The following is a 23,049-nucleotide window of genomic DNA, read 5'->3' on the forward strand; positions in this document are numbered from 1 at the left end:
CTAAATATAATTTTATCATTATATATATGCAAATACAAGCAACATAAATTTTATATTTCTTCTATTTAGTTCCATTCTTGTGGTAATTATATATATAAAAAGGAATTCCTAATAGCATTAAAATAAATCCCCACATAACGGTTTCTGCACCTGATCCATATATAGTCCAAAGAGTGTATATAAATGCTAATAAAGGTATTATGGACTTACCTATAAACTTTCCTATACTTATCTCCTTTTCATCTCTAAACATTATCATAATCTCAGCAGATACAGATAATAAATATACAGGTAAATATGAAAGAGTTGCTAATATTGTTATAAAAGAAAATGCTGAAACCATACTTTTTTGATAGTTTGTTAATAACAAAATATTTACTAAAATACCACTTATAATTAATGAGTAAACAGGCGTATTGTATTTACTACTTACCTTACCAAATATTTTAGGAAATACTCCATCCTGTCCTGCTGCATAAGCCACTCTTGCTGTAGCTAAAATCCATCCTATAGTTGTTCCTAAAATTGATACTACTACTATAGCTGATATAATTATGCCTACTGAATTTCCTAAATATCTAGTTAAGATATCTGTTAATGGTGCTGTGCTTTTTGCCAATACTTCATTTGGCATAGCTCCCATACTTGCAATACTAATTAATAAATAAATTACTGCCGAAATTATTAACCCATATATAGTGCTTCTTTTTACATTCTTTTCAGGATTTCTTATCTCTCCAGCTGCTACCGTAGCACTCTCTAAACCTATAAATGCCCAAAGCGTAGTAGTAGCTGCTAACGATATTGTTTCTAACCCTTTATTTTTAGGTAGTAACGGAAGCAAATTATTTTTATCAAAATTTAAAAAAGCAATTATTATAAATAAAGCAAAAAAAACTATTTTAAATACGGTTGTAAAGCTTTGGATTTTCCCTGCTTGCTTTACGCCAACTATATTTAATATAGTAACTGCCCAAAGTACTAAACTAGAATAAATTATTGAATAAAGAGGCTTATTTAAAACTGGAAATATAGCCGCTGAATAGCTTGTTAGTGTTACTAAAATAGCTGTATTTCCAATCCATGATCCATTCCAATATAACCATGCACTTAAAAATCCTGCAAACTCTCCAAATGCTTCTTTCACATATTGATATGCACCTCCTGTTTCAGGAAACTTTGAACCTAAATTTGCAAAAGATATAGCTACTAATATAGATCCTATAGTAGTCAATATCCATGCTAAAATTGTTGCAAGAGGACCTGAAACCTCAGCTAATGTAGCTGGTATCATAAATACCCCTGAACCTATCATATTACCACATACCAACATTGTGGCCATAAATAATCCTATATCCTTTTTCAAATTCTTATTTTCCATAAATACACCCTTTACAAATTAAAGTTAAGAATTTATCTAATAAAATCACATCAAGTCTAAGTATTCAAAACTCTCTATTTTTTAATTAGAAATTCTTTTTTTATTTATACTTAATTTGCCCAACCTTTTCCCATTTATCCAACTACAAATAAACTATAAAGATTAAAAATTTAAATTAAGTTAATAATAAATAAGAGGTATTGATTAATAAAAATCAATTCCCTAAGAGAATATGAAAGGAGCGATTTTATGAAAAAAACTTGGACCATTGTCATTGCTATAGTTGTTGTATTAGCAATACTTATTGTACCTATAGTAACTACCTATAATGATCTAGTTTCCTTAGAGCAAAATGTAAATATTGCTGAATCCAATATCGATACACAGCTCCAAAGAAGATCTGATTTAATTCCTAATTTAGTAAATACAGTTAAGGGATATGCTTCTCAAGAAAAAGATATTTTTTCTGATATTGCTAATGCAAGAAGCAAGCTTGCAGGTGCTACCAATGTAACTGAACAAGCTAATGCTGATAATGAATTATCAAGTGCACTTTCTAGATTATTAGTAGTTGTTGAAAACTATCCTGATTTAAAATCTAATCAAAATTTTCAGGATCTTTCTATCCAACTAGAAGGAACAGAAAATAGAATTGCTATAGCTAGACAAGATTATAATACTGCTGCAACGACATATAATACAAAGAGAAAGAGCTTTCCTGCTAATATAGTAGCTTCCATATTTGGATTTCAAGAAAAATCTCTTTATAAGGCTAGTGAAGGTGCCCAAGAAGTCCCTTCAGTAGATTTCTCTAGTTAATATGAATAGAAAATTAAATTTTTTTATTAAATTTACTTTTTCTCTTTTAATATTTAGCTTATTATTTAGTCTTAATGTATTTTGTAGTGAGACTTTTCCTGATCCCACTAACCTAAAGTATTTTAATGACTATACAAATACAATAGATTATTCTACAGCTAAACAAATAGTTTCTATAGGAAAAGAGCTAGAAGATAAAACTTCTGCGCAAGCCATTATAGTAGTTATCAATTCTACAAATGGTGCTCCTATAGAAGATTATGCAAACAAACTATTTAGAACTTGGGGAATTGGTAAAAAAACTAAAGATAATGGTCTTTTAATCCTTTTAGCTATTAATGATAAATCTTGGCGTATCGAAGTTGGACGAGGTCTAGAAGGTGCTATACCAGATGCTTTAACTAACAGAATTATGCAGACCACTGCAAAACCTTGCTTTATTAATGGTAATTATAGTGAAGGTTTACTAAATTCTTATAGTATTTTTTCTGACTATATCGCTTCAGAATACGACGTTACATTAGAAAAATCTTTAAATATTACCTTACCCAATGAAGGTACACAATCTGGAGAAAAAGAGGTAAAAATAGCTGTAAGTCTATTTTTAATTTTAATCTTTGCAGATATTTTTCTTAATAGAGGTAGAGTATCTTCTTCTATTTTACATTTACTATTTTGGAATAACTTTTTTAATGGAAATGGTCGTGGTGGCCCAGGTGGCTTTGGTGGTGGTTCATCAGGCGGTGGTGGTTTTGGTAACTTTGGTGGTGGTTCTTCTAATGGTGGTGGTTCCTCCGGAAATTGGTAGGAACAATTACAAGTTTCAATTGCCAAGCGACAAATGATTTTATAACTGTAAATTGTAAAATATATATCAGACCGTTTTTATATAACTTTTCTAAATAATAAAAAATAGAACGTATTAATTAATATGTTCTATTTTTATGTATTTAATTGTATAGTTTTTGTAAACTTTTCTCAAAATTTACATGGATAATAAGTTATAAATCATAATTATTTATTAATATATTATATATAGTTATTTGCCCCAAATAAGTAATGCTCTAATTTTTAACTTATACCTATTTTGCTTATATCAAAATTTAATTAAAATCATATATTATTTTTTGATTGAATTTTTTTACAATAACTGTATAATATTTTATAGAATTTCTAATAATTGTCATGGAGATGTTAATATGAAGGATTTATTTAAAAAAATATTTTCGCACCCAATTTATAGTTGTATTTTTACTGCAATATTTATTAACCTCATAATTGAAATTTTAAGTAGGAAAACTTTTTCAGATTTTTTTAGCTATGTATTTAAAACTCCTATAGTATTTCTTTATAACGCTTTAATTATAATGTTTACCCTGTCTTTTAGTTTTCTATTTAGAAGGCGTAAATTTGTATTTTTAATAATATCAGTAGTTTGGCTTGGTTTCGGTATTACAAATGGAATTATATTAAATTGTAGAGTCACCCCTTTTACTGCTACCGATTTTAGAATGATAAAAAATGGGCTAGAAATTGCTTCGTCATATATATCTCCATTTTTTATGGTAGTAATCGGTATTGGTTTAATGGCTTTAGCCATAGCATTAACATTGATATACATTCGTGGACAAAAAATAAAATCATCAATTAACTACAAAAAAAATGTACTAGCTGTAATTAGTCTTGGCTTATTACTTTTTATAAGTACTAAAACACTAATTTCCACTAATATACTAGCTGACTATTTTGGTAATATAGCCTTTGCTTATTTAGACTATGGTTTTCCTTATTGCTTCTCAAATACTTTGTTAAATACAGGCATAAAGAAACCCACTAATTACTCTAAAGAAACTATAGCTAATATTCTAAATACAGAAATAACAGAAAAAGATTCAATTTTATTAGCATCAAATAACACTGTACTTACTCCTAAATCTAATGTAGATTTACCTAATATTATAATGATACAATTAGAATCTTTTTTTGATCCAACATTAGTAAAAGGCTTGAATTTTTCACAAGATCCTATTCCTTATTTTAGAGAGTTAAGTAACAATTATTCCTCAGGTTATTTAAATGTACCCTCTGTAGGGGCTGGAACTGCAAATACTGAATTTGAAGTAATTTCAGGTATGAGTTTAGATTTCTTTGGACCTGGTGAATATCCTTATAAAACTATTTTAAAAGATACAACTTGCGAAAGCGTTAATTATACCTTAAAAGACAACAACTATAGTACTCATGCTATTCATAATAATACTGGTACATTTTACGATAGAGACTTTGTTTTTTCACAACTAGGATTCGATACCTTTACCTCTTTAGAGTATATGGAGAAATTAGATACTACCCCTACCGGTTGGTCTAAAGATTATGTTTTAACTAATGAAATATTAAAGACCTTAAACTCTACAGATAATAAGGATTTCATCTACACAATATCTGTTCAAGGTCATGGTCACTATCCAAGTGAACCTTTACTAGAAAATCCTAAAATTACTGTAACTGGACTTGAAAGTGAAGAAGATACAAATGCTTTTACTTACTATGTAAATCAACTTTATGAAATGGACAATTTTATACAGAATTTAATAGATGAATTATCAAAGCTAGACGAAAAGGTTGTTTTAGTAATGTACGGGGATCATCTTCCAACATTAGGTCTTGAAGATGAAGATTTACTAAATAATTCAGTATTTCAAACTGAATATGTAATATGGGATAATTTCAATATGGCAAAAGAAGATAAAACATTAGAAGCCTTCCAATTAACTTCATCTGTATTAAATAGAGTTGGTATAGATAATGGAATTTTAAATAGATATCATAACAATTCTAGTAATTTATCAAATTATATGGAAGATCTTGAATTACTTCAATACGACATGCTATATGGTGAAAAATACATCTACAATGGTAATAATCCATTTATAGCAACTGAGCTTAAAATGGGTATAGATACAATCTCAGTTAGCAACGTTTTTGACGAAAATGAACAAGTTTTTGTATGCGGAGAAAATTTTACCATATTTAGTAAAGTATATATAAATGATCGTAAATATGAAACTATCTATATCAGCCCAACTCTTCTTAGAGTAGATGATTTATCTTTAGAATCCAATGATTCTGTAACAGTTCATCAAGTTACAAAAGGTGGCACCAGTTTAAGTTCTTCAAATGAATTTATAGTTAACTAAACATTAATTTATAAAAATCACATGTGTAACTTTTGTAAATCCACATGTGATTTTTATATTATTCCCACTTATTTTTGTTAATTTATATACAACTTGTGTGTTTAAATTTCTTTCTTATAAAATTTATATATAAAATAAAGATACAGAAATATCAAACTATTTCTGTATCTCCTTTTAGGGGATATTAATTTACCTTATAATATACTTTTTAAAGTTATTATAAAATAAATCAATATTTATTTTGTTAAATTATTAGCTAATTAAATATTAACACATTGTTTTTAATTTAACAATATATTTTTGAAATTTCCCTCTAATTTCTTATTAAATGCTCTTCTTTTACTAATATTATTTATTAATTATCTTATTTCTTTCAAATTTAATTTTAATAGTATACAAAAAAGAGTTGTCTGCTAGACAACTCTTTTATGTATATTATGCGTTTAAAGCGTTCTTAGATAATACTACTAAATCAGCGAATGCTTTTGCATCGTTGATAGCTATTTCAGATAACATCTTTCTGTTCATATCAACACCAGCAACTTTTAATCCGTTCATGAATCTAGAATAAGACATTCCGTTCATTCTAGCAGCTGCATTGATTCTTACGATCCAAAGTCTTCTGTAATCTCTCTTCTTTAATCTTCTTCCAACGTAAGCATTTCTTAATGCTCTGATTACTGATTCGTTAGCAGTCTTGAATAATCTGCTCTTTCCACCGTAGTAACCTTTAGCAAGCTTTAATACTTTTTTATGATTTTTACGCGAATTTACCGCTCTTTTAACTCTAGCCATTGTTTAAATCCTCCTAAACCTCTATCTTATAGGTATGGTAATAATTTCTTCATTGCTTTTTCTTGAGTAGTTGAAACATAAGAAGCTTTTCTTAAGTTTCTCTTTCTCTTAGCGCTCTTCTTAGTTAATATATGGCTCTTGAAAGCCTTAGCTCTTTTTAATTTTCCTGTTCCAGTCTTTCTGAATCTCTTAGCTGCACCTTTGTGCGTTTTCATTTTTGGCATAACAAATACTCCTCTCAGTCTATGCTTTTTTTGGGGCTAAAACCATAGTCATATTTCTACCTTCGTTTTTAGCTGGCTTTTCAACCACACAAACATCTTCAAGTAATGCAACAAACTTATCAAGGATTCTATTTCCTAAATGAGCAAGTGTTGCTTCTCTACCTTTGAATCTGATAGTAATTTTAACTTTGTCCCCATCTAATAAGAATTTTCTAGCATTTTTAGCTTTTATTGCAATGTCATTGTCTTCTATTGTAAGACTACATCTTACTTCCTTTAAAACAGTAACCTTTTGCTTTTTCTTAGCTTCTTTTTCTTTTTTAGATTGCTCATAGATGTATTTCCCTAAGTCCATTATCTTACAAACCGGTGGGTTAGCAGTAGGAGAAATCATTACTAAATCTAATTCCTTCTCGTCTGCGATTCTTTGAGCTTCTTGAGTTGAGATAACTCCTAACTGACTTCCATCAGCGGCGATAACTCTAACTTCTTTCTCTCTTATGCTTTCGTTACAAATGTAGTTTTTACTTATATCATTCACCTCCAATAAGTTTCGATGAAAAAAACACATATAATAAAAGGACGGCATAATGCCGTCCTCTATTATCTATCACATTCTAGATATGCAAATCTAGATATAATTCGAATAATCTAACCCTACTAAGCTTTGCCGTAAGGTGAGAAACGGCGGTTTCTTCTTGACACAAGTTATTCTATCATTTATTACTTATCTTGTCAACAATTAATTTAATCATTATGTTATATTCATTTCACAACAATAATTAAATAATATGCTTCACATCTTTCTATGCTATTATACTTTTTTTAAATATCTTTGTAAAATGTAATTTATAGTATAACAGAATTTATTTTCATTAAAAACTTCTAATTTACAGCTTTATTTTTTATCTGCATCACTTTTATAGTCTTAATAGCATCTAGAACTAATGCAATAACAAATAAATACCACGTATTGCCCCAATAACCCTTTATAGAACTATACACCCTATCTACTATTCCAATTTGAATATATCTAACTGCTATAAATGATAAAACTGTCCAAATAAGAGAAAATTCTAAACAGATTATTCCTTTATAATTATACTTCACCTCTGAATAATCCCAATAATCCTTTTTAAAATATTCTCTCATTATAAGACCAGTAACAAATTCTACAAATGTTGGAATTATCAAACATAAGGTAGCAAGAGTATAAGTATCAATACTTTTAGACTTTGAACATAAAACTAAAACTGACATAGCTATTGCGTACATAGGTTTAAAAGGACTATATAAAAACCCATCCTTTTGTACATGACCAGTTTTAAAGTAACAAAATCCATTTTCTAGTATCCATCCAATAAAACCATAAATAAAAAAATTAAATAAAAAATATAATAATAAATCCATAAATATCTCTCCTAGTAAAATTTCTTCATATGCTCTCAAATTTATATACCCTGTATCAATTCAAGTTAGCAAACTTTTATTTTCACTTAGTATTGTTTGGAATATTTATGGATTTATTCTAAAAACGATAAATTATTTTCGATTAAATTTCACTTATTACTTTTCCCTCTTCTAAAGACTTAGGTACATTAATAACTCTTTGATTTTCTGAACCTCTATATTTAAGATTAAGATTTCTCTGAGCTACTATAAATCTACCATCTACAAGCACATCGATACATTCTAAAATCTCTTTCTTTTTTTCATCTTGAATTATACTTTCATATGTAAAACCAGACCAAAGCCAAATACTCTTTCCTGTTTCTTTTTTAATTCTTCTTAATAAATCTACTAAAGAAGAATCCATTGTCTGCTCCATAGGCTCACCACCTAATATGCTTACCCCAACAACATTGGGACTTTTTACATAAGATAAAAAACTTTCTTCAGTTTCTCTATCCCACTTTTGACCATAATTAAAATCTTGTTGCTCTTTATTAAAACATTCTGGACAGTTATTAGTACATCCACTTACAAAAAGAGTTGTACGAATTCCAGGACCATTTGTAACATCAAATTTTCTAATTTGAGAATAATTCACCTGTATCACTCCTCAAAAAAATTGTTTAAAAGCCAGCTTTATGCTGGCTTTTTTCATTAATTATTAACTTTTAATTATTAAATTTTAACTATTATAAATGAAGAACTCTATCTCCAATTTCTGCCGTTCTTCCCTTATTCCAGAAATTTGTTCCTATATATCCACAAGTTCTTCTCATAACTTGCATTTTTTCTTCATCCTTGTTTCCACAAGAAGGACAGAACCAAGTTAAGCTTTCTTTATCTAATTGAATTTCACCAGTATATCCACATTCATAGCATACATCAGGTTTAGTATTTATTTCAGCATATTGAATATTATGATAAATAAAATTAATTACAGCCTCAACTGCTTCTAAATTCTTACTCATATCTGGTACTTCAACATATGAAATACATCCACCATTACTTATTGAATGGAATTGAGATTCAAATTTTAATTTACTAAATGCATCTATATTCTCACAAACATGAACATGATATGAGTTTGTATAATATAATCTATCAGTTACATTAGGAATTTCTCCATATCTCGCTCTATCTAATCTACAGAATCTATAAATTAAACTTTCTGCTGGAGTTCCATATAACCCAAATCCTAGTCCTGTTTCTTTCTTCCATTCATCACACTTATTCTTCATGTGAGTCATAACCTCAAGGGCAAACTTTTCACCTTCTGGTGTAGTATGAGAAACTCCTATCATTGCTTGAACCATTTCATGAATTCCAACATAACCTAATGATAATGTTGAATAGCCATTTTTAAGAAGCTTGTCTATTTTTTCCCCTTTTTCAAGTCTTCCAATAGCTCCATGTTGCCAGTGGATAGGTGATGTATCAGACGAAGTTCCAAGTAACATATTATGTCTAATCATTAGAGCTTCTTTACACATCTCTAATCTTTGATCTAACATCTCCCAGAATAACTCCATATCTTTTTCAGCAACTATAGCTATTTGTGGTAAATTTAAAGAAATAACACCTTGGTTAAATCTGCCATACCATTTGTAATTTCCATTCTCATCTTTCCATGGACTTAAATGTGATCTACAACCCATTGGTGGGAAAGTATTCCCTTCATAGTTCTCTCTCATTATCTTTGCAGATTGATAATCTGGAACTAATCTTTTAGCAGTACATTCCGCTGCAAGCTTTGTTATGTAATCATATTTACCACCTTCAAGACAATTATGATCATCTAGAAGATAAACTAACTTAGGGAATGCTTCTCCAATTACTTGACCTTTGTAATTCTTCATCCCTTCTAATCTTTGTTTTATCATTTCTTCGCATATTAAAGCCATTTCCTCTTCATATGGATGACCTACTTCGATCTCTAAATAAATTGTACTAAACGGTGCTTGCCCATTAGTAGTTTGAAGTGTACTTAATTGATATCTTATTGTTTGAACACCATCTCTTAAATCCTTCATCTTCATATCTTTAGCAAGAGATTTTGCTAACTCTTCATTTTTATATTTATCTATATAAAACTTATAAGCTTTATCTTCTGTAACTTTTAAATACTTAGCTAAATGCTTTATTGTAATACTTTGACCACCATATTGATTAGATGAAACTTGAGCTATTATTTGTGTAGCTACTGTACAAGCTGTTCCAAAAGATTTTGGCGTTTCAACTAACTTATCATTTATTACAGTACCATTTTCAAACATATCCTCTAAATTGACTAAACAACAGTTAAATATAGGAGATAATGTATAGTCCATATCATGCCAGTGAATTGCCCCTTCATCATGCGCTTGAACTAAATGTGCTGGTATAAGCTTTCTTCTTGAAATATCTTTAGATACCTCACCAGCTATTAAATCTCTTTGTGTAGCTGCTACAACAGGATTTTTATTTGAATTCTCCTTCATTACATCTTCATTGTTTCTATCTAGAAGATTTAAAATACTTTCATCTGTAGTATTTGTATTTCTCTTAAATTCCTGAACTGCTCTATATCCTTCATAAGCTCTAGCAGTTACTGATTGTCCATAATGTACTAATCTATCATAAACATAAGTTTCTATCTTATAAATAGTAGCCATTTCCTTTTCTTTGCTAAAGTGCTTCTCTGCATCATTTGCTATTAGTCTAGCTATATCTGGCATAACAATACCACTACCATTTTTCATAGATTTCATTATAGCTTCACGAATCTTAGATTTATCGAACTCAACGATGCTACCATCTCTTTTCATTATATCCATGCTTTATGTATCCCCCTAAACCCATTTTCTCATCTTCTTACTTTTTAAAAATTTAATAATTATCACTTAAATTATTATACTCCAACTACTAAATTTCTGCATATTTGTCCAATCCCAATTTCAACGAATTTTTCATTAAAAATCTTTAATTTCCTATCTAAAATCTTCGTTTTATACACTATATATATGTTTTTTTATCATCAGATATACAACATATAGATAAACGCTCTATTTCACTAACTTACAGTCATTTATTAAACTTCCTATGATTTTACGACATTAAAATATCATTTTTATCAAGTATTTTCATAAAAATTTGTTATGCATTTTACCTATAAAATAAAAACACTTTTCCAGCTATTTATCCTCTAATTACTTCTTCCCATTTACAAAGTCAATTTTTAATTTCACCTAAGCATATCTTTCATCTTTACATATAATTAAACTAACATTGTATCGATACACTTGCATTATTCCATCTTTATCCTATGATAGTATTATGATTTAAATTATACGTAATAAATAAGGGGGATTTAATTTTATGACTACTAATTCTAAACAAAAATTTAATGCAAAAGAAATAGCTATGTACGGATTGTTTATCGCCTTGGTTTATGTAGCTACTAGATTTATTAATATTCCTGGACCTACAAGTGGAGGTTTATTTCATTTAGGAAATGTTATGTTCTTTACTATAGCAATGGTTTTTGGTAAAAAGGCCGGGGCAATTTCTGGTGGTATAGGAATGGCATTATTTGATTTAACAAGTGCTTGGGTAGTTTGGGCACCATTTACATTAATTATTAGATTTATTATGGGGTACGCTATTGGTACTTGGTCTTTTAAAGAAGCTAATAGCAAAAAACAAAGTATTTTTTACACTGGTATAGGACTAGCACTAGCCTTTATTACTATGATTTTAGGTTACTATATAACTGAAGGAATCTTATATGGTAACTGGATAGTTCCTCTTCAATCAATATGGGGCAATACAATGCAATGTATCGTAGGAACAGTAATTGCAGTGCCAGTTTCAGTCGCTCTTAAAGCTGGATTTAAAGTAAGACATATCAAAACAGAGATTTAGGGAGGTTAAAAGCTATGGATAAATTAATAATGACACCAGGACCAACGTTTATAAGAGAAAATGTCAGAGAAGCTATGGGAAAACCGATAACAAATCCTGACTTAGATATTGAATTTTATGATTTTTATAAAAACACCTGTGAAAAACTTCAAAATATAATGCATACAAAAAACCAAGTTCTAATCTTAGATGGTGAAGGAATACTTGGCCTTGAAGCTGCTTGTGCTTCACTAATAGAAGAAGGTGATAAAGTCCTTTGTATTGAAAATGGTATCTTTGGATATGGTTTTAAAGATTTTGCAGAAATGTATGGTGGAACAGTAACATTTTTCAGTGGTGAAAGAGATCGTGGAATAGACATAGGAAAATTAGAAGAATTCTTAAAAGAAAATCATGACTTTAAAGTTGCAACTGTAGTTCACTGTGAGACTCCATCTGGTATAACAAATCCAATAAAAGATATCTGTCCTCTATTAAAGAAATATAATATATTATCAATAGTTGATTCAGTTTCAAGTATCGGCGGAGAAGAAATACAAGTTGATGAATGGAATATCGATATAGCTCTAGGAGGCTCTCAAAAATGTCTTTCAGCTCCTCCTGGATTAACTTTCCTAAGCATTAGCGAAGATGCTATAGAGGCTATGAATAGCCGTGAAACACCTATAAGAAGTTTCTATGCTAACCTTACAATTTGGAATGATTGGTATGAAAATAAATGGTTTCCATATACTCAACCTATAAGCGATATTTATGCCTTTGATAAAGCACTAGATAATTTCCTAGGAGATAAAGATGTACTTCAAAGACATAAACGTTATGCTGAAGCTTGTAGATATGCTGTTAAAGAATGTGGCTTAGAATTATTATCTAAAGACTGTCACTCTAATACAGTTTCTACAGTATTAGTTCCTGAAGGAATTAACTATAAAGATTTATTTAATAAATTATATTCTGAACATAACATTATAATTGCTGGAGGATTTGACTTCTTACAAGATAAAATCTTTAGAATAGGTCATATGGGTGAAAATTGCTATGAAGAAAAGCTTTATATAACTCTAAAAGCTATAAATACAGTTCTTAAAGAGCTAGAATTCAACCTTAAAGGTGACCTTCATAAGGAATTTGTAAATTATCTTAACTAGTAATTTTATTTCTTTTCTCAAAAGAAATAAGTTTTCCATAATAGAATATGATTTCTTTCATAGATAACTTTTCTAAATAATAAGCAATAAAAATAGGCTGTGCAATTTTAGATACAGCCTATTTTTTTAATGAACTCTTTTATCTAAATCACTAAATAACCCGTGACATTTAGGTTAAGCTTTAGCTTTTCACTATTGAAGTGAATTTTTTTGTTGTTGTTTTTTGTAATTTTCAATATTTTGGTCTATTTGTGCACTGCTTTGCATTTGTCCTTGGTTTTGATTTCCCATAGCATTGCTCTGCATAGAATTTTGTTGTCCTTGTTGTTTACTTTGATTTGCATATTTGTTCATAAATTTTTCTCCTTAATTATATGATACCTTTATCTTATGGAAATTCAGGAACATAATACGCTACAATTAATGCCTCAATTGGTATAATATATATATATTAATGATACGTTAATAAAGAAATAAAGAGTTTATCCCATCTTTACTTAAATACACTTCTACGAATTATCTTTTCATATATAAAAAGGTAAAAACCATTTTTCTCAGCAACTGTTTCTGCTACCTTTTTATAACCTAATTTTTCATAAAAATGCTGATCTCTATAATTTTTATAGGGAGTATCTAATTCCCATACTTCTGCATCCTTATGAGTTTCCTCTAAAAACTCTATGGCCTTTGTGCCTATCCCCTTATTTTGATGCTCTGTATCAATAAAAATAGCTCCAAGTCTATATCGTCCTCCACCTAGATTAAATATAATCATTCCACCAATTATCTCATTATCAATAACAGCCTTGTAACATGTTAAATTGCTTAAATAATATTTTAATTTATTTTTATCTTCATAATATTCAGGTCCACTGCCGTAATTTTTCTTATCCTCATCAAAAGCATTCCTTATAACCTTATAAAGCTTGTCTAAATCTTTCTCACTAGCCCTTAAAAATTCTACCATATCTATACTTCCCTCTCCTTAAAGTAGTCTAAAATTGTTTATACACCGCCAATACAAAAATACAGTGTAAATTACTATACAATATTCTACCTTTTAATTAAATCTCTCTATAATTATATCTAATATAATCCAAGCTTTATATGAATATTTTTGAAACTATCTAAAAATCTCTATAAAAAAAGGATTGTCACTAATAGACAATCCTTTAAATACAATTATTTAATTATGTAGAAATATGCAAGAACTATTATACCAAGTACGATTCTATACCATCCAAATACTTTAAAATCATGCTTCTTGATATATGTCATTAAGAATTTAATTGCTAATACTGATACTACAAAAGCAACAACTAACCCTACAACTAATAACATAAGTTCATTTCCTGTGAAGCTAAATCCAAACTTAAGTAGCTTTAATGCACTTGCACCAAACATAACTGGTATAGCAAGGAAGAATGTAAATTCAGCTGCTACAGTTCTAGATACCCCAATTAATAATGCTCCTACTATAGTTGCTCCTGAACGTGAAGTTCCTGGAAATACTGCCGCTATAAGTTGCCATATTCCAATAATTATAGCTGTAGTATACGTAATATCTGCTAAACTGTTAATTGTTGGTCTCTTACCTTTATTATAGTTTTCAACAACTATAAATAAAATACCAAATAAAATTAACATTATTGCAACTGTTGTTGGATTATAGAATAATGCATTAAGGTAGTCATCAAATAAAAGTCCAACTACTGCAGCTGGTAAACAAGCAACTATTATTTTAAACCACATAGAGAAAGTTTCTTTTTCTATATGCATCCCCTTTTTATCAAATGTAAACGGGAAAATCTTCTTCCAATATAAAATAACAACTGCCATAATAGCACCAAGCTGGATAACTACTAAAAACATCTCCATAAACTCTGGTGATACATTTAGTTTTAAAAACTCATCTACTAATATCATATGTCCTGTACTACTAACAGGTAGCCATTCTGTAATACCTTCTACAATTCCTAGTATTATGGCTTTTATAATTTCTAAAAATTCCATTTAATTACCTCCAAATAAGAAATATCTAATTAACCCCTTAACTATTATATATTAATTTTCCAATTTATAATAGTAAAATTACATAATCTTAATTATTAATTAAGATTTAAATTCAACTATAATCACCTATTAAATATTGCTAAATAATAAGTTGTTATCCAACTTAAACAAATTACTACTACAATAATAATTGATAAAATATTTTTCTTAGTCCTTAGCTTAACTACCTTCTCTTTCTTATTATTTTTCTCTTTCATAAGTAAATAGTTTATTCCTATCCCGCATAAAATTACTAAGATAAATCCATATTGAACGTATGCATCTGATATAAAACCTGCCAGAAATAAAACATTAATCACAGTGCTGCTAAGCATTAATATCATTTCTGCTATATATATATTATCTATTAATCTCATCTTCTATCCCCTCTTTACTTATCCCATAAAAACACCTTTTGACCACTACATCAGTGATATTACTATCTTATACCTTACGATTATATATCTTCTTAACGTACTCTCTTCCTCTATACATTACAAAAATTACTGCAAATATGTTGAATATAGAAAAAATTACAGTTACAGATCTTTCACTAATAAACTCTGCCATTCCTCCACCTAAAAGTTGTCCTAATATTCCTCCAGCTGCACATATCATATTAAATATTCCATTAAATCTTCCTCTCTTGTCATCTCGAACATAACTTTGTGTTGCTGAAATTCTTATATTATATGAAGTAACTCCCATTATTCCAGTTATAAAGAAACATAACATCATAATCTTTACTGGTAAGAATAACTGAATTGCTTCGATTATAGAAATAGACATATATACTGTAATAGCTATCATAAACTTTTTACTTGTAGGATATTTAAACTTATAATGTATCATTCCTCCAATAAGCCTACCTATTACCCCACAACCTGTTACAAAAGTAAATAAAGTAACAACATCTATAGTACTTTTTGTAAACAACTGAGGGTTATTCTTAAAGAAAGGTAATAAAACTGTTTGTGTTGCATTGCCTGCAAACATTGTTAAACAGAAATAGACAGTTATAACAAGAAGCCCTTTTTCGGCCCATATATAAGATAAACCTTCCTTAAAGTCATCCCTATATCCTTTAAAATCGAAGCCTTTTTGCTCTTCTTTTGACATATGAGTTTCTTTATATTTGATAGTAGCCTCAAAGCATGCTGCAATAAAAAATGATATAGCATTAAATAAGAAAAGGTATGCTGCTGTACCCATAGAATTATATATAAATGACGCAACTGGAACCATAAATGCTGATAATGGATAAATCATACTTGAAATAGAATATGCCTTTGAGAAATTTCCTTCAGAAATTAAATTAGGATAAAAACTGTCATAAGCCACCATATAAATTCCATCTATTAAACCTATAAAAAGACTTACAATTATTAATATTCCATAGCTGAAATTACCACTATTAATAAAGAAAAATATTCCCGTATAAATTGCTGCAGATAAAAAATCTAAAGTATAAATCACCTTTTTCCTGGAAAATCTATCTAAATATGGTCCTGCAAATAACGGTACTACAATTTTAGGTAGATTATATACAACCATAAATAATGCGTATAAGAAAGTAGAATTTGTGTAGTCAAGAACTACTAAACCAATAGCAAATCCTGATACTGCATTCCCTAGCATTGATATAATTGATCCAATAGTAATAATGGTGAAATCCCTTGTCCATAGTTTATTTTTAGTTAATGTTTTTTCATTCATAGCCTTTGCCCCCTTCAGCTAATTATTTTAATAACTTTGTTAATTATACCATTTAATTACATACATATGCTATTTTTTCTATTTTTAAGAGTAAAGTAATATCTCCTAAAACTTTTCATCATATAATTAGTTTTTAAAATTTAACAAAGATATTTACTAAATAACTCTCATATAATCATATTAAGATAAATATATTTGTTCACAATAATAAAGGGGATGGAAAAGGTATGAAGAAATTTTTAATAATCTGCATATTAGGAATATCAGTATCATCATTGGTTTCTTGTGGTACTACAGAAGTTAATCAAGATAATATCCCTAATAAATATCCTATTGATGAATATCTAGAGAAAGGTGCTACATTTCAGGAATATACTAAAAGTGGTGATGCTCTTATGGTTGACTCAGAAGGTCAAAAGTTCCTTGCAGCTTATAATAGTACTTATAAGCCTCTATTAACTGATGATGGAGTTTTAATGCCGTTAGTAATAGTTAAGAATACTCCTTATTACTTTGATTATAAAGAAGTTGAAACTGCTCTACCTGACGGTTATAAAAAGGCTAGAATCTCTTTTTTCAGTGGAAACAGTGAAAAGCTTATAGGTGAAAGCGACATATATAAATTCACAAATTCAACAACAGCTTACTATAATAAAGATGACACAGACACTATATACGTAAAGCTTGAAGGCAAAAATGGCTATCAGCTTTGGAAGACTTATGATACTCTAGCTACTGATTAACGATATACTTACTTAAATATAATTCACATAAAAAAGGAGCATCTCTCTTTTTAGATGCTCTTTTTAATTAAACTTATAATCTTATTTTCTTATTAACTTTTTGTATGTAATGTTCCTATATAATTATTAATTTTTACATAGAAAAAGTACAATCTCAGTAAAAAAAATTGTACTAAGTATTATCATTTATTTTTGTTATAATAATCAATTAACTCTATTTCTATTTTATTTCCAAATTGATAATATTCACAAGGCTCATGATGAATTTGTTTTACAACATATTTTTCTTTATCATCAGTTACTAAATATGAATACCCACCTTTTCCTTTACCTAATAAATTAATAACTTTAAACCCTTTCTAATTAACTTTTATTATCTCCATAAACTAGCCTTTCCTTAAATCTCTTATAAAGTGTCTTCTATATATCAAGTAACTACCATACTTATTTTACAAACTATTATCTTTATTAAATTCTATTAAAAATTCCTATTTTTATTAGTCTATAATTTAACTCACCTAATATTAAAATTATTCCGTATATTATATCTCTAAATATATAATTTCCTAAAGAAAAAAAGATTTAGTCAGATTTATAAATCTGACTAAATCCCTTATCTTTTCATTCAGCAAAGATTATTATTCCATTGCTTCTTCAATCTTTTTCTTATCGAAACCTACAATTATTTCTCCATCAATATCTATAACTGGAACTGTTCTTTGTCCTGAAACTCTCATTACTTCTTCTCTATCTTCATGTTTATCAGCAACATTTATTTCTTCGTACTCCCAACCCTTCATCTCAAAGAATCTCTTTGCCTTTACACAAGATGGGCACCATGATGTTGAATATATTTTTATCATTATTTTTCTCTCCTCTTATCTACTATATACTTTTCTGCCGCTAATGCAGCTATTGTTCCATCAGCTACTGCAGTAGTTATTTGTCTAAATTCTTTTTCTCTTACATCGCCTGCAGCAAATACACCTTTGATATTAGTCATCATACTCTCATCTGTAACAATATATCCAGTTCTAGTCATCTTAATAAAATCTCTAACTAAATCTGTCTTAGGTTCAGTTCCTATATATCCAAATACAGCCTCAAGCGCTATTTCTCTTTCTGTATTATCCTTAGTATTTCTTATTATAGCTTTTTCAACAAAATTGCTACCTTCTACATTAACTAAGTCTTCATTAAATAATACTTCTATCTTATGGTTGTTCATAACATCATCAAGAGTAGCTTTTTCACCTTTAAAGTAATCGTATCTTCTTATAATATATACTTTTTCAGCGAATCTGCTTAAGAATGTTGCCTCTTCTAAAGCAGCATTTCCTCCACCAACTACAGCTACAACTTTATCCTTATACATTGCGCCATCACATACAGCACAATAATGCACGCCTTTGCCTTCAAATTTTTTCTCATTAGGAATAGGTAGCTTCTTTGGATTTGCTCCTGTAGCTATAATTACTGCATCAGCATGATAAATATAATCTCCAGTTTCAATTATTTTATCTTCTCCACTAAAGTCAACTCTTTCAATTACATCAAACTCGTCTATAACAGCGCCTACTTCTTCTGCTTGGCTTTGCATGAAATCTGCAAGTTCAGCTCCACTTATCTTCTTAAACCCTGGATAATTTTCTATAGTATAGCTGTTACGCACCTGTCCTCCTAGGATTTTATCTTCTAAAAGCAGCATATCCAAATTAGCTCTTGCTGCATAAATAGCCGCTGTTAATCCTGCGGGTCCACCACCAATGATTATCAAATCTTTTTTCTTAATTGGTTTAGTCAAGTATCCCCAACTCCTCTCAACTATCTTATTTAAATACATTATATATTCATTTGATAAGTTAATCAATAATAATTATTATTTAATATAGTCTATTTTACCTTTTTCTTATTAAAAAGCGATACTATAAAAGCAAAGATTATAGATATAACAGATGCTGATAAAATAGATACCTTTGATGCATTTAACTCTTCTAAAGATCCTTTAAAAGCAAGCTCTGACACAAATATAGACATTGTGAATCCTATACCTGCAAGAACAGAGACCGCAAATACATCAAACCAGCTAGCATTGTTTGGTTTTTTAGTTATTCCAAACAAACTTGCTATATATGTAAATGTCATAATACCAATAGGCTTTCCTATAACTAATCCTAAAACTATGCCTGTCATAAGAGGATATTCCTTAAATAGGTTTATTGAACCGCTTAAATTTACACCTGTATTAGCAAATGCAAATAAAGGTAATATAAAGTAATTTGTTAAAGGTTCAAGTCCATGCTGTACTCTAAGACTTAAATCATTTGACTTATTACCATCTTTAGTTAATGGTAAGCTTAAAGCTAGGATAACTCCTGCTATAGTTGCATGTATTCCACTAAAGTATGTTGCTAGCCATAAACAAAAACCTACTATCATATATGGCCAAAGTCTATTTTTCTTATTTAAAGTCTTTATTAAAAATAATATTACTATAAGAACTATAGCTGCAATAATTGCTGTTATATTAAACTTTGAAGAGTAAAATATACCTATAATAACTATAGAAAGCAGGTCATCTACAACTGCTAAAGTAAGTAAAAATACTTTTAATGATGGATTCAACCTCTTACTTAAAATTGTAAAGATACCTATAGCAAAAGCTATATCTGTAGATAATGGTATTCCTGCACCAATTTCAAATCCACTATTATAATTAAATAAAGTAAATATTATAGCCGGTGCAACCATTCCTCCTATAGCTGCAATAATAGGAAAAGATGCCGCTTTTATATTTGATAACTTTCCAAATACTGCCTCTCTCTTAATCTCGCAACCTACAACTAAGAAGAATATCGCCATTAGAAAATCATTAATCAATACATGAAGATTAAACTCACCAAAGCCTATATCCTTTAAAATGTATTCATAATATTTATCTAATGGAGTATTTGCTAAAATTAAAGCTAATACCGTTGCAATAACTAAAAGAATTCCCGGAAATGCTTCGGAGTGTACAATGCTCTTCTTCTTTTTATTGTTATGCTCTTCTTGATTATTAATGCGCTCTTCCATAACTTAACCTCCAGTTATACTATTTTGTCTTTTGTATAACATTAGTATTATATAAAACAAGCTTTTTTATTTAACAATTTCTACAGAAACTTTATTTAATAATAAGTTGTACTCCATCTATATAATATCTATTAAATTTTCTAAATTGTAACTCTTAACATTTAAAATCATAAACTAGTATTAATACTAATCCTTCCATTGGAGGTACACCTTTTGTCTGAAAGTTCTTTAAAAGAAATTAAATTTAAGATATATGATGTTAATAGTTTTAAATATCCTAAATACTCAATTATTAATGGCATTAAAATCACTAACTTAAAGATATTTTCAAAAATTATATCTAAAAATAATATTTTAGTCTATGGGAATTATGATATAGTTATAAATTATAAAAATATAATATATAGCCACTATACTAGTAAACAATTAATTAAATATAAGAAAGTATTTTTCCATAAACCATTATATTGTAATATTTCTAAATTAGGTTTAGTTAACTCCTTAAATACTAAAATAAATTTATTATCTAGGCCGCTTCCAATATACTCTCTTAAAAAATTTCCTTGTCCTCTTTTCTTAGACGTTAACTTATGTGAAGTAACATTATTTCTATCTATTTCAATAGCAACATATAATGATAACCATCTTTTCAATTATAATGATATTAATTCTAATATCGCTAATGATTACTCAAGTGCTAATAATAATAATAATAATAATAATATAAATTTAAACAGTGATAATTCATCTTTAAACTATGATAAATGCTTAAACATAACTTCATCTCCATCAAATAACCATAACTATTTAGATAATAATATATTTGTACCTAAAGGTAATCCATTAATTATAAATAATAATGCTGAAGACCATCCATCATCATCTATTAATCTTTATCATAATATAAGTAAGCTTTCTATGAGAAAATTAATAGAAACAGACGTTATTTTAGGAAAAGGTCATTCTGAACTTTTCTTAGAAAAAATCATAGATTTATCAGATCCAATAAAACCAATTTGGAAGATTACTAAAGTAATGGCTAAAGCTGATATTACTAAAATAGACATAAGTGGTGAAAAAGCCTTTGCCAATGGATTTGTTTATATAGATATTAATTATAAAACTTATCTTTCATTAGATATGGATGCTATTAATGGAACTATTCAATATATTCACTTATCAATTCCATTTTCACTATGTATCGACTTAGTTACAGAGTATAATGATAAAATTAAAGACTCTGATGACTGTAAAGTAAGCAGCATTTATGTATCTGAAGTTCATAACTTAAGTAGGCCTACTACTCTTGATAATGAAACTATTTATAATGAGTTTAAAGGACAATTTATCGTACAAGTTACTGTTTTAGTTACAAGAACTGTAAATATTTATATATAATTCAAGGGGGGAATAATCAATTCCCCCCTTATTAAATGGTACTAACATTTATCTTCAATTTCAACAGATACGTGTTCCCATCTTACAACCTTTAAATCAATTCTTACACACATTTTTTCATGAAGACTTCCATAAACAAATACTGGTGGGTTAAATGATTCACCATTACCTTGCTTAATTTCTACTTTCTCTAGCTTATCTTCTACATGTCCTATAACTTTAGCTTTTATTACTTCCGCAAAATCTCTACATGGATCAAGCTTTCCACATTTTTTTGTATCTATATTAATACATCCTGCTAATGGAATGGCTTTAGTAATATGATCTACGCCTCCTGTTACAGTTACTCCATCATCTTGTACTGGACTTCCGCTTACAACCTTATAAATAATATTTTTATATACCCATGCATTAAATATAACCTTATCTTCACAAATTACTTTAGTATCATATACATCTACCCAGGTGTCTATAGATTCAATTAAATACAATGGTGTTCCTTGTGGAAAATCAAAATCAGCTTCTAAAAAGAAGTCCTTACAACCTGTTCCTTTTATTACTTTTGTTTGAATTACTTTTACATCATGCTTTTTATCATAGTCATGGTGTTCACACTTTCTATCATCGTAATCATGTTCGCACTTTTTGTCATAATCATGATCATCGCACTTCTTATCATATTCCTTATGGTCATACTTCTTATCATAATCATAGCAGTCTCTATCATATTCTTTATCATCACATTTACAATCATAGTCTTGATGATAACACTCTTTCATATAGTATTCTTCATCACATTCTCTTCCGTAACCTTTAGATTCTTGTATCCTATTTTTATCTGATCCCACTATCTTTCTCCTTGTTATATATTTATTGTTTTTCAAACATTATTTACTACATTGTATGCCTAAATATCTACTAATTGTTACTATTTTCTAGTTATTAACTATCTATTTTACAAATTTTATGCTTTATATAATTGAAAAAATAATTTTATTTAAATATACTCGGAATTCAAATAAAAAAAGGGGCTGTCTCTGAAATGATTTTTAAAATCATTTCAGTAGACGGTCTTTTTATTTTTTATTCATATATTTATATGAAATTATTTCTAAATGAACAAGTTTTTTGACACGACAAATAGGAGGT

Annotated in this window: 23 protein-coding genes; 7 read left to right on the forward strand and 16 right to left on the reverse strand. The window is 28.6% G+C overall.

The window, feature by feature from the left end:
* Nucleotides 1-61 precede the first annotated feature (61 nt).
* Nucleotides 62-1,381, reverse strand: coding sequence for an APC family permease (locus LQE93_RS02510; protein ID WP_055264650.1), 1,320 nt, complete (start codon nucleotides 1,379-1,381; stop codon nucleotides 62-64).
* Between the two features lie 249 nt (nucleotides 1,382-1,630).
* Here LQE93_RS02510 and LQE93_RS02515 point away from each other — a divergent pair, with 249 nt between their 5' ends.
* The 3 genes from LQE93_RS02515 (at nucleotide 1,631) to LQE93_RS02525 (ending at nucleotide 5,397) form a co-directional block, all read left to right on the forward strand.
* On the forward strand, nucleotides 1,631-2,200 hold the full coding sequence (locus LQE93_RS02515) for a LemA family protein (RefSeq protein ID WP_055264649.1): 570 nt from the start codon (nucleotides 1,631-1,633) through the stop codon (nucleotides 2,198-2,200).
* 1 nt (nucleotide 2,201) lies between these two features.
* Nucleotides 2,202-3,008, forward strand: coding sequence for a TPM domain-containing protein (locus LQE93_RS02520; RefSeq protein WP_231071837.1), 807 nt, complete (start codon nucleotides 2,202-2,204; stop codon nucleotides 3,006-3,008).
* Nucleotides 3,009-3,399: 391 nt separating this feature from the next.
* Nucleotides 3,400-5,397, forward strand: coding sequence for an LTA synthase family protein (locus LQE93_RS02525; RefSeq protein ID WP_231071838.1), 1,998 nt, complete (start codon nucleotides 3,400-3,402; stop codon nucleotides 5,395-5,397).
* A 435-nt stretch (nucleotides 5,398-5,832) separates the two neighbouring features.
* On the opposite strand, the gene rplT is transcribed toward LQE93_RS02525, so the two are convergent.
* The 6 genes from rplT to nrdD all read right to left on the reverse strand — a co-directional run bounded on the left by rplT (nucleotide 5,833) and on the right by nrdD (nucleotide 10,681).
* The gene (rplT, locus tag LQE93_RS02530; protein ID WP_055264646.1) at nucleotides 5,833-6,192 is read right to left on the reverse strand and encodes a 50S ribosomal protein L20; all 360 of its coding nucleotides are present in this window, start codon (nucleotides 6,190-6,192) and stop codon (nucleotides 5,833-5,835) included.
* Nucleotides 6,193-6,218: 26 nt separating this feature from the next.
* The gene (rpmI, locus tag LQE93_RS02535) at nucleotides 6,219-6,416 is read right to left on the reverse strand and encodes a 50S ribosomal protein L35 (RefSeq protein WP_055264645.1); all 198 of its coding nucleotides are present in this window, start codon (nucleotides 6,414-6,416) and stop codon (nucleotides 6,219-6,221) included.
* Nucleotides 6,417-6,435: 19 nt separating this feature from the next.
* Nucleotides 6,436-6,987, reverse strand: coding sequence for a translation initiation factor IF-3 (gene infC / locus LQE93_RS02540; RefSeq protein WP_084758974.1), 552 nt, complete (start codon nucleotides 6,985-6,987; stop codon nucleotides 6,436-6,438).
* A 314-nt stretch (nucleotides 6,988-7,301) separates the two neighbouring features.
* Nucleotides 7,302-7,826: a putative ABC transporter permease gene (locus tag LQE93_RS02545; RefSeq protein ID WP_055264643.1), complete on the reverse strand. Its 525-nt coding sequence runs from the start codon at nucleotides 7,824-7,826 to the stop codon at nucleotides 7,302-7,304.
* 142 nt (nucleotides 7,827-7,968) lie between these two features.
* Nucleotides 7,969-8,466, reverse strand: coding sequence for an anaerobic ribonucleoside-triphosphate reductase activating protein (nrdG, locus tag LQE93_RS02550; RefSeq protein ID WP_055264642.1), 498 nt, complete (start codon nucleotides 8,464-8,466; stop codon nucleotides 7,969-7,971).
* Nucleotides 8,467-8,557: 91 nt separating this feature from the next.
* A complete protein-coding gene (gene nrdD / locus LQE93_RS02555; protein WP_055264641.1) occupies nucleotides 8,558-10,681 on the reverse strand; it encodes an anaerobic ribonucleoside-triphosphate reductase in 2,124 nt (707 codons plus the stop codon).
* A gap of 541 nt (nucleotides 10,682-11,222) precedes the next feature.
* On the opposite strand from nrdD, the gene LQE93_RS02560 reads away from it, so the two are divergent.
* Nucleotides 11,223-11,768, forward strand: a complete 546-nt coding sequence (locus tag LQE93_RS02560) for an ECF transporter S component (protein ID WP_055264640.1) — start codon at nucleotides 11,223-11,225, stop codon at nucleotides 11,766-11,768.
* A gap of 14 nt (nucleotides 11,769-11,782) precedes the next feature.
* A complete protein-coding gene (locus LQE93_RS02565) occupies nucleotides 11,783-12,916 on the forward strand; it encodes a pyridoxal-phosphate-dependent aminotransferase family protein (RefSeq protein ID WP_055264639.1) in 1,134 nt (377 codons plus the stop codon).
* A 192-nt stretch (nucleotides 12,917-13,108) separates the two neighbouring features.
* On the opposite strand, the gene LQE93_RS02570 is transcribed toward LQE93_RS02565, so the two are convergent.
* The 5 genes from LQE93_RS02570 to LQE93_RS02590 form a co-directional block, all read right to left on the reverse strand.
* On the reverse strand, nucleotides 13,109-13,270 hold the full coding sequence (locus LQE93_RS02570; protein WP_156334255.1) for a hypothetical protein: 162 nt from the start codon (nucleotides 13,268-13,270) through the stop codon (nucleotides 13,109-13,111).
* 139 nt (nucleotides 13,271-13,409) lie between these two features.
* Nucleotides 13,410-13,883, reverse strand: a complete 474-nt coding sequence (locus LQE93_RS02575; protein ID WP_055264638.1) for a GNAT family N-acetyltransferase — start codon at nucleotides 13,881-13,883, stop codon at nucleotides 13,410-13,412.
* Nucleotides 13,884-14,098: 215 nt separating this feature from the next.
* Nucleotides 14,099-14,929, reverse strand: a complete 831-nt coding sequence (locus LQE93_RS02580; protein ID WP_055264637.1) for an undecaprenyl-diphosphate phosphatase — start codon at nucleotides 14,927-14,929, stop codon at nucleotides 14,099-14,101.
* Nucleotides 14,930-15,051: 122 nt separating this feature from the next.
* The gene (locus LQE93_RS02585; RefSeq protein WP_055264636.1) at nucleotides 15,052-15,345 is read right to left on the reverse strand and encodes a hypothetical protein; all 294 of its coding nucleotides are present in this window, start codon (nucleotides 15,343-15,345) and stop codon (nucleotides 15,052-15,054) included.
* A 67-nt stretch (nucleotides 15,346-15,412) separates the two neighbouring features.
* The gene (locus LQE93_RS02590; protein WP_186839569.1) at nucleotides 15,413-16,684 is read right to left on the reverse strand and encodes an MFS transporter; all 1,272 of its coding nucleotides are present in this window, start codon (nucleotides 16,682-16,684) and stop codon (nucleotides 15,413-15,415) included.
* Nucleotides 16,685-16,911: 227 nt separating this feature from the next.
* Here LQE93_RS02590 and LQE93_RS02595 point away from each other — a divergent pair, with 227 nt between their 5' ends.
* Complete coding sequence (locus tag LQE93_RS02595; RefSeq protein WP_231071839.1) at nucleotides 16,912-17,427, forward strand: hypothetical protein; 516 nt, start codon at nucleotides 16,912-16,914, stop codon at nucleotides 17,425-17,427.
* Between the two features lie 638 nt (nucleotides 17,428-18,065).
* Here LQE93_RS02595 and LQE93_RS02600 read toward each other — a convergent pair.
* From LQE93_RS02600 to nhaA, 3 genes are all read right to left on the reverse strand, one after another.
* Nucleotides 18,066-18,290 carry a glutaredoxin domain-containing protein gene (locus LQE93_RS02600; protein WP_055264633.1) on the reverse strand — a complete coding sequence of 75 codons (225 nt, stop codon included), beginning with the start codon at nucleotides 18,288-18,290 and terminating at the stop codon, nucleotides 18,066-18,068.
* On the reverse strand, nucleotides 18,290-19,231 hold the full coding sequence (trxB, locus tag LQE93_RS02605; protein ID WP_231071841.1) for a thioredoxin-disulfide reductase: 942 nt from the start codon (nucleotides 19,229-19,231) through the stop codon (nucleotides 18,290-18,292). Before trxB ends, LQE93_RS02600 begins: the two co-directional genes overlap by 1 nt.
* Nucleotides 19,232-19,320: 89 nt before the next feature.
* Nucleotides 19,321-20,502 (reverse strand): Na+/H+ antiporter NhaA, encoded by a 1,182-nt coding sequence (gene nhaA, locus LQE93_RS02610; RefSeq protein WP_186839566.1) that lies wholly within the window; start codon nucleotides 20,500-20,502, stop codon nucleotides 19,321-19,323.
* A 213-nt stretch (nucleotides 20,503-20,715) separates the two neighbouring features.
* Between nhaA and LQE93_RS02615 the strand changes: the two genes are divergently transcribed.
* Nucleotides 20,716-21,900 (forward strand): SPOCS domain-containing protein, encoded by a 1,185-nt coding sequence (locus LQE93_RS02615; protein WP_231071842.1) that lies wholly within the window; start codon nucleotides 20,716-20,718, stop codon nucleotides 21,898-21,900.
* 41 nt (nucleotides 21,901-21,941) lie between these two features.
* On the opposite strand, the gene LQE93_RS02620 is transcribed toward LQE93_RS02615, so the two are convergent.
* The gene (locus LQE93_RS02620) at nucleotides 21,942-22,748 is read right to left on the reverse strand and encodes a hypothetical protein (RefSeq protein ID WP_055264629.1); all 807 of its coding nucleotides are present in this window, start codon (nucleotides 22,746-22,748) and stop codon (nucleotides 21,942-21,944) included.
* Between the last annotated feature and the right edge of the window lie 301 nt (nucleotides 22,749-23,049).

Origin of the sequence: Clostridium sp. NSJ-145, from assembly GCF_021044725.1 — a bacterium.
GTDB classification, from domain to species: domain Bacteria; phylum Bacillota; class Clostridia; order Clostridiales; family Clostridiaceae; genus Clostridium; species Clostridium disporicum_B.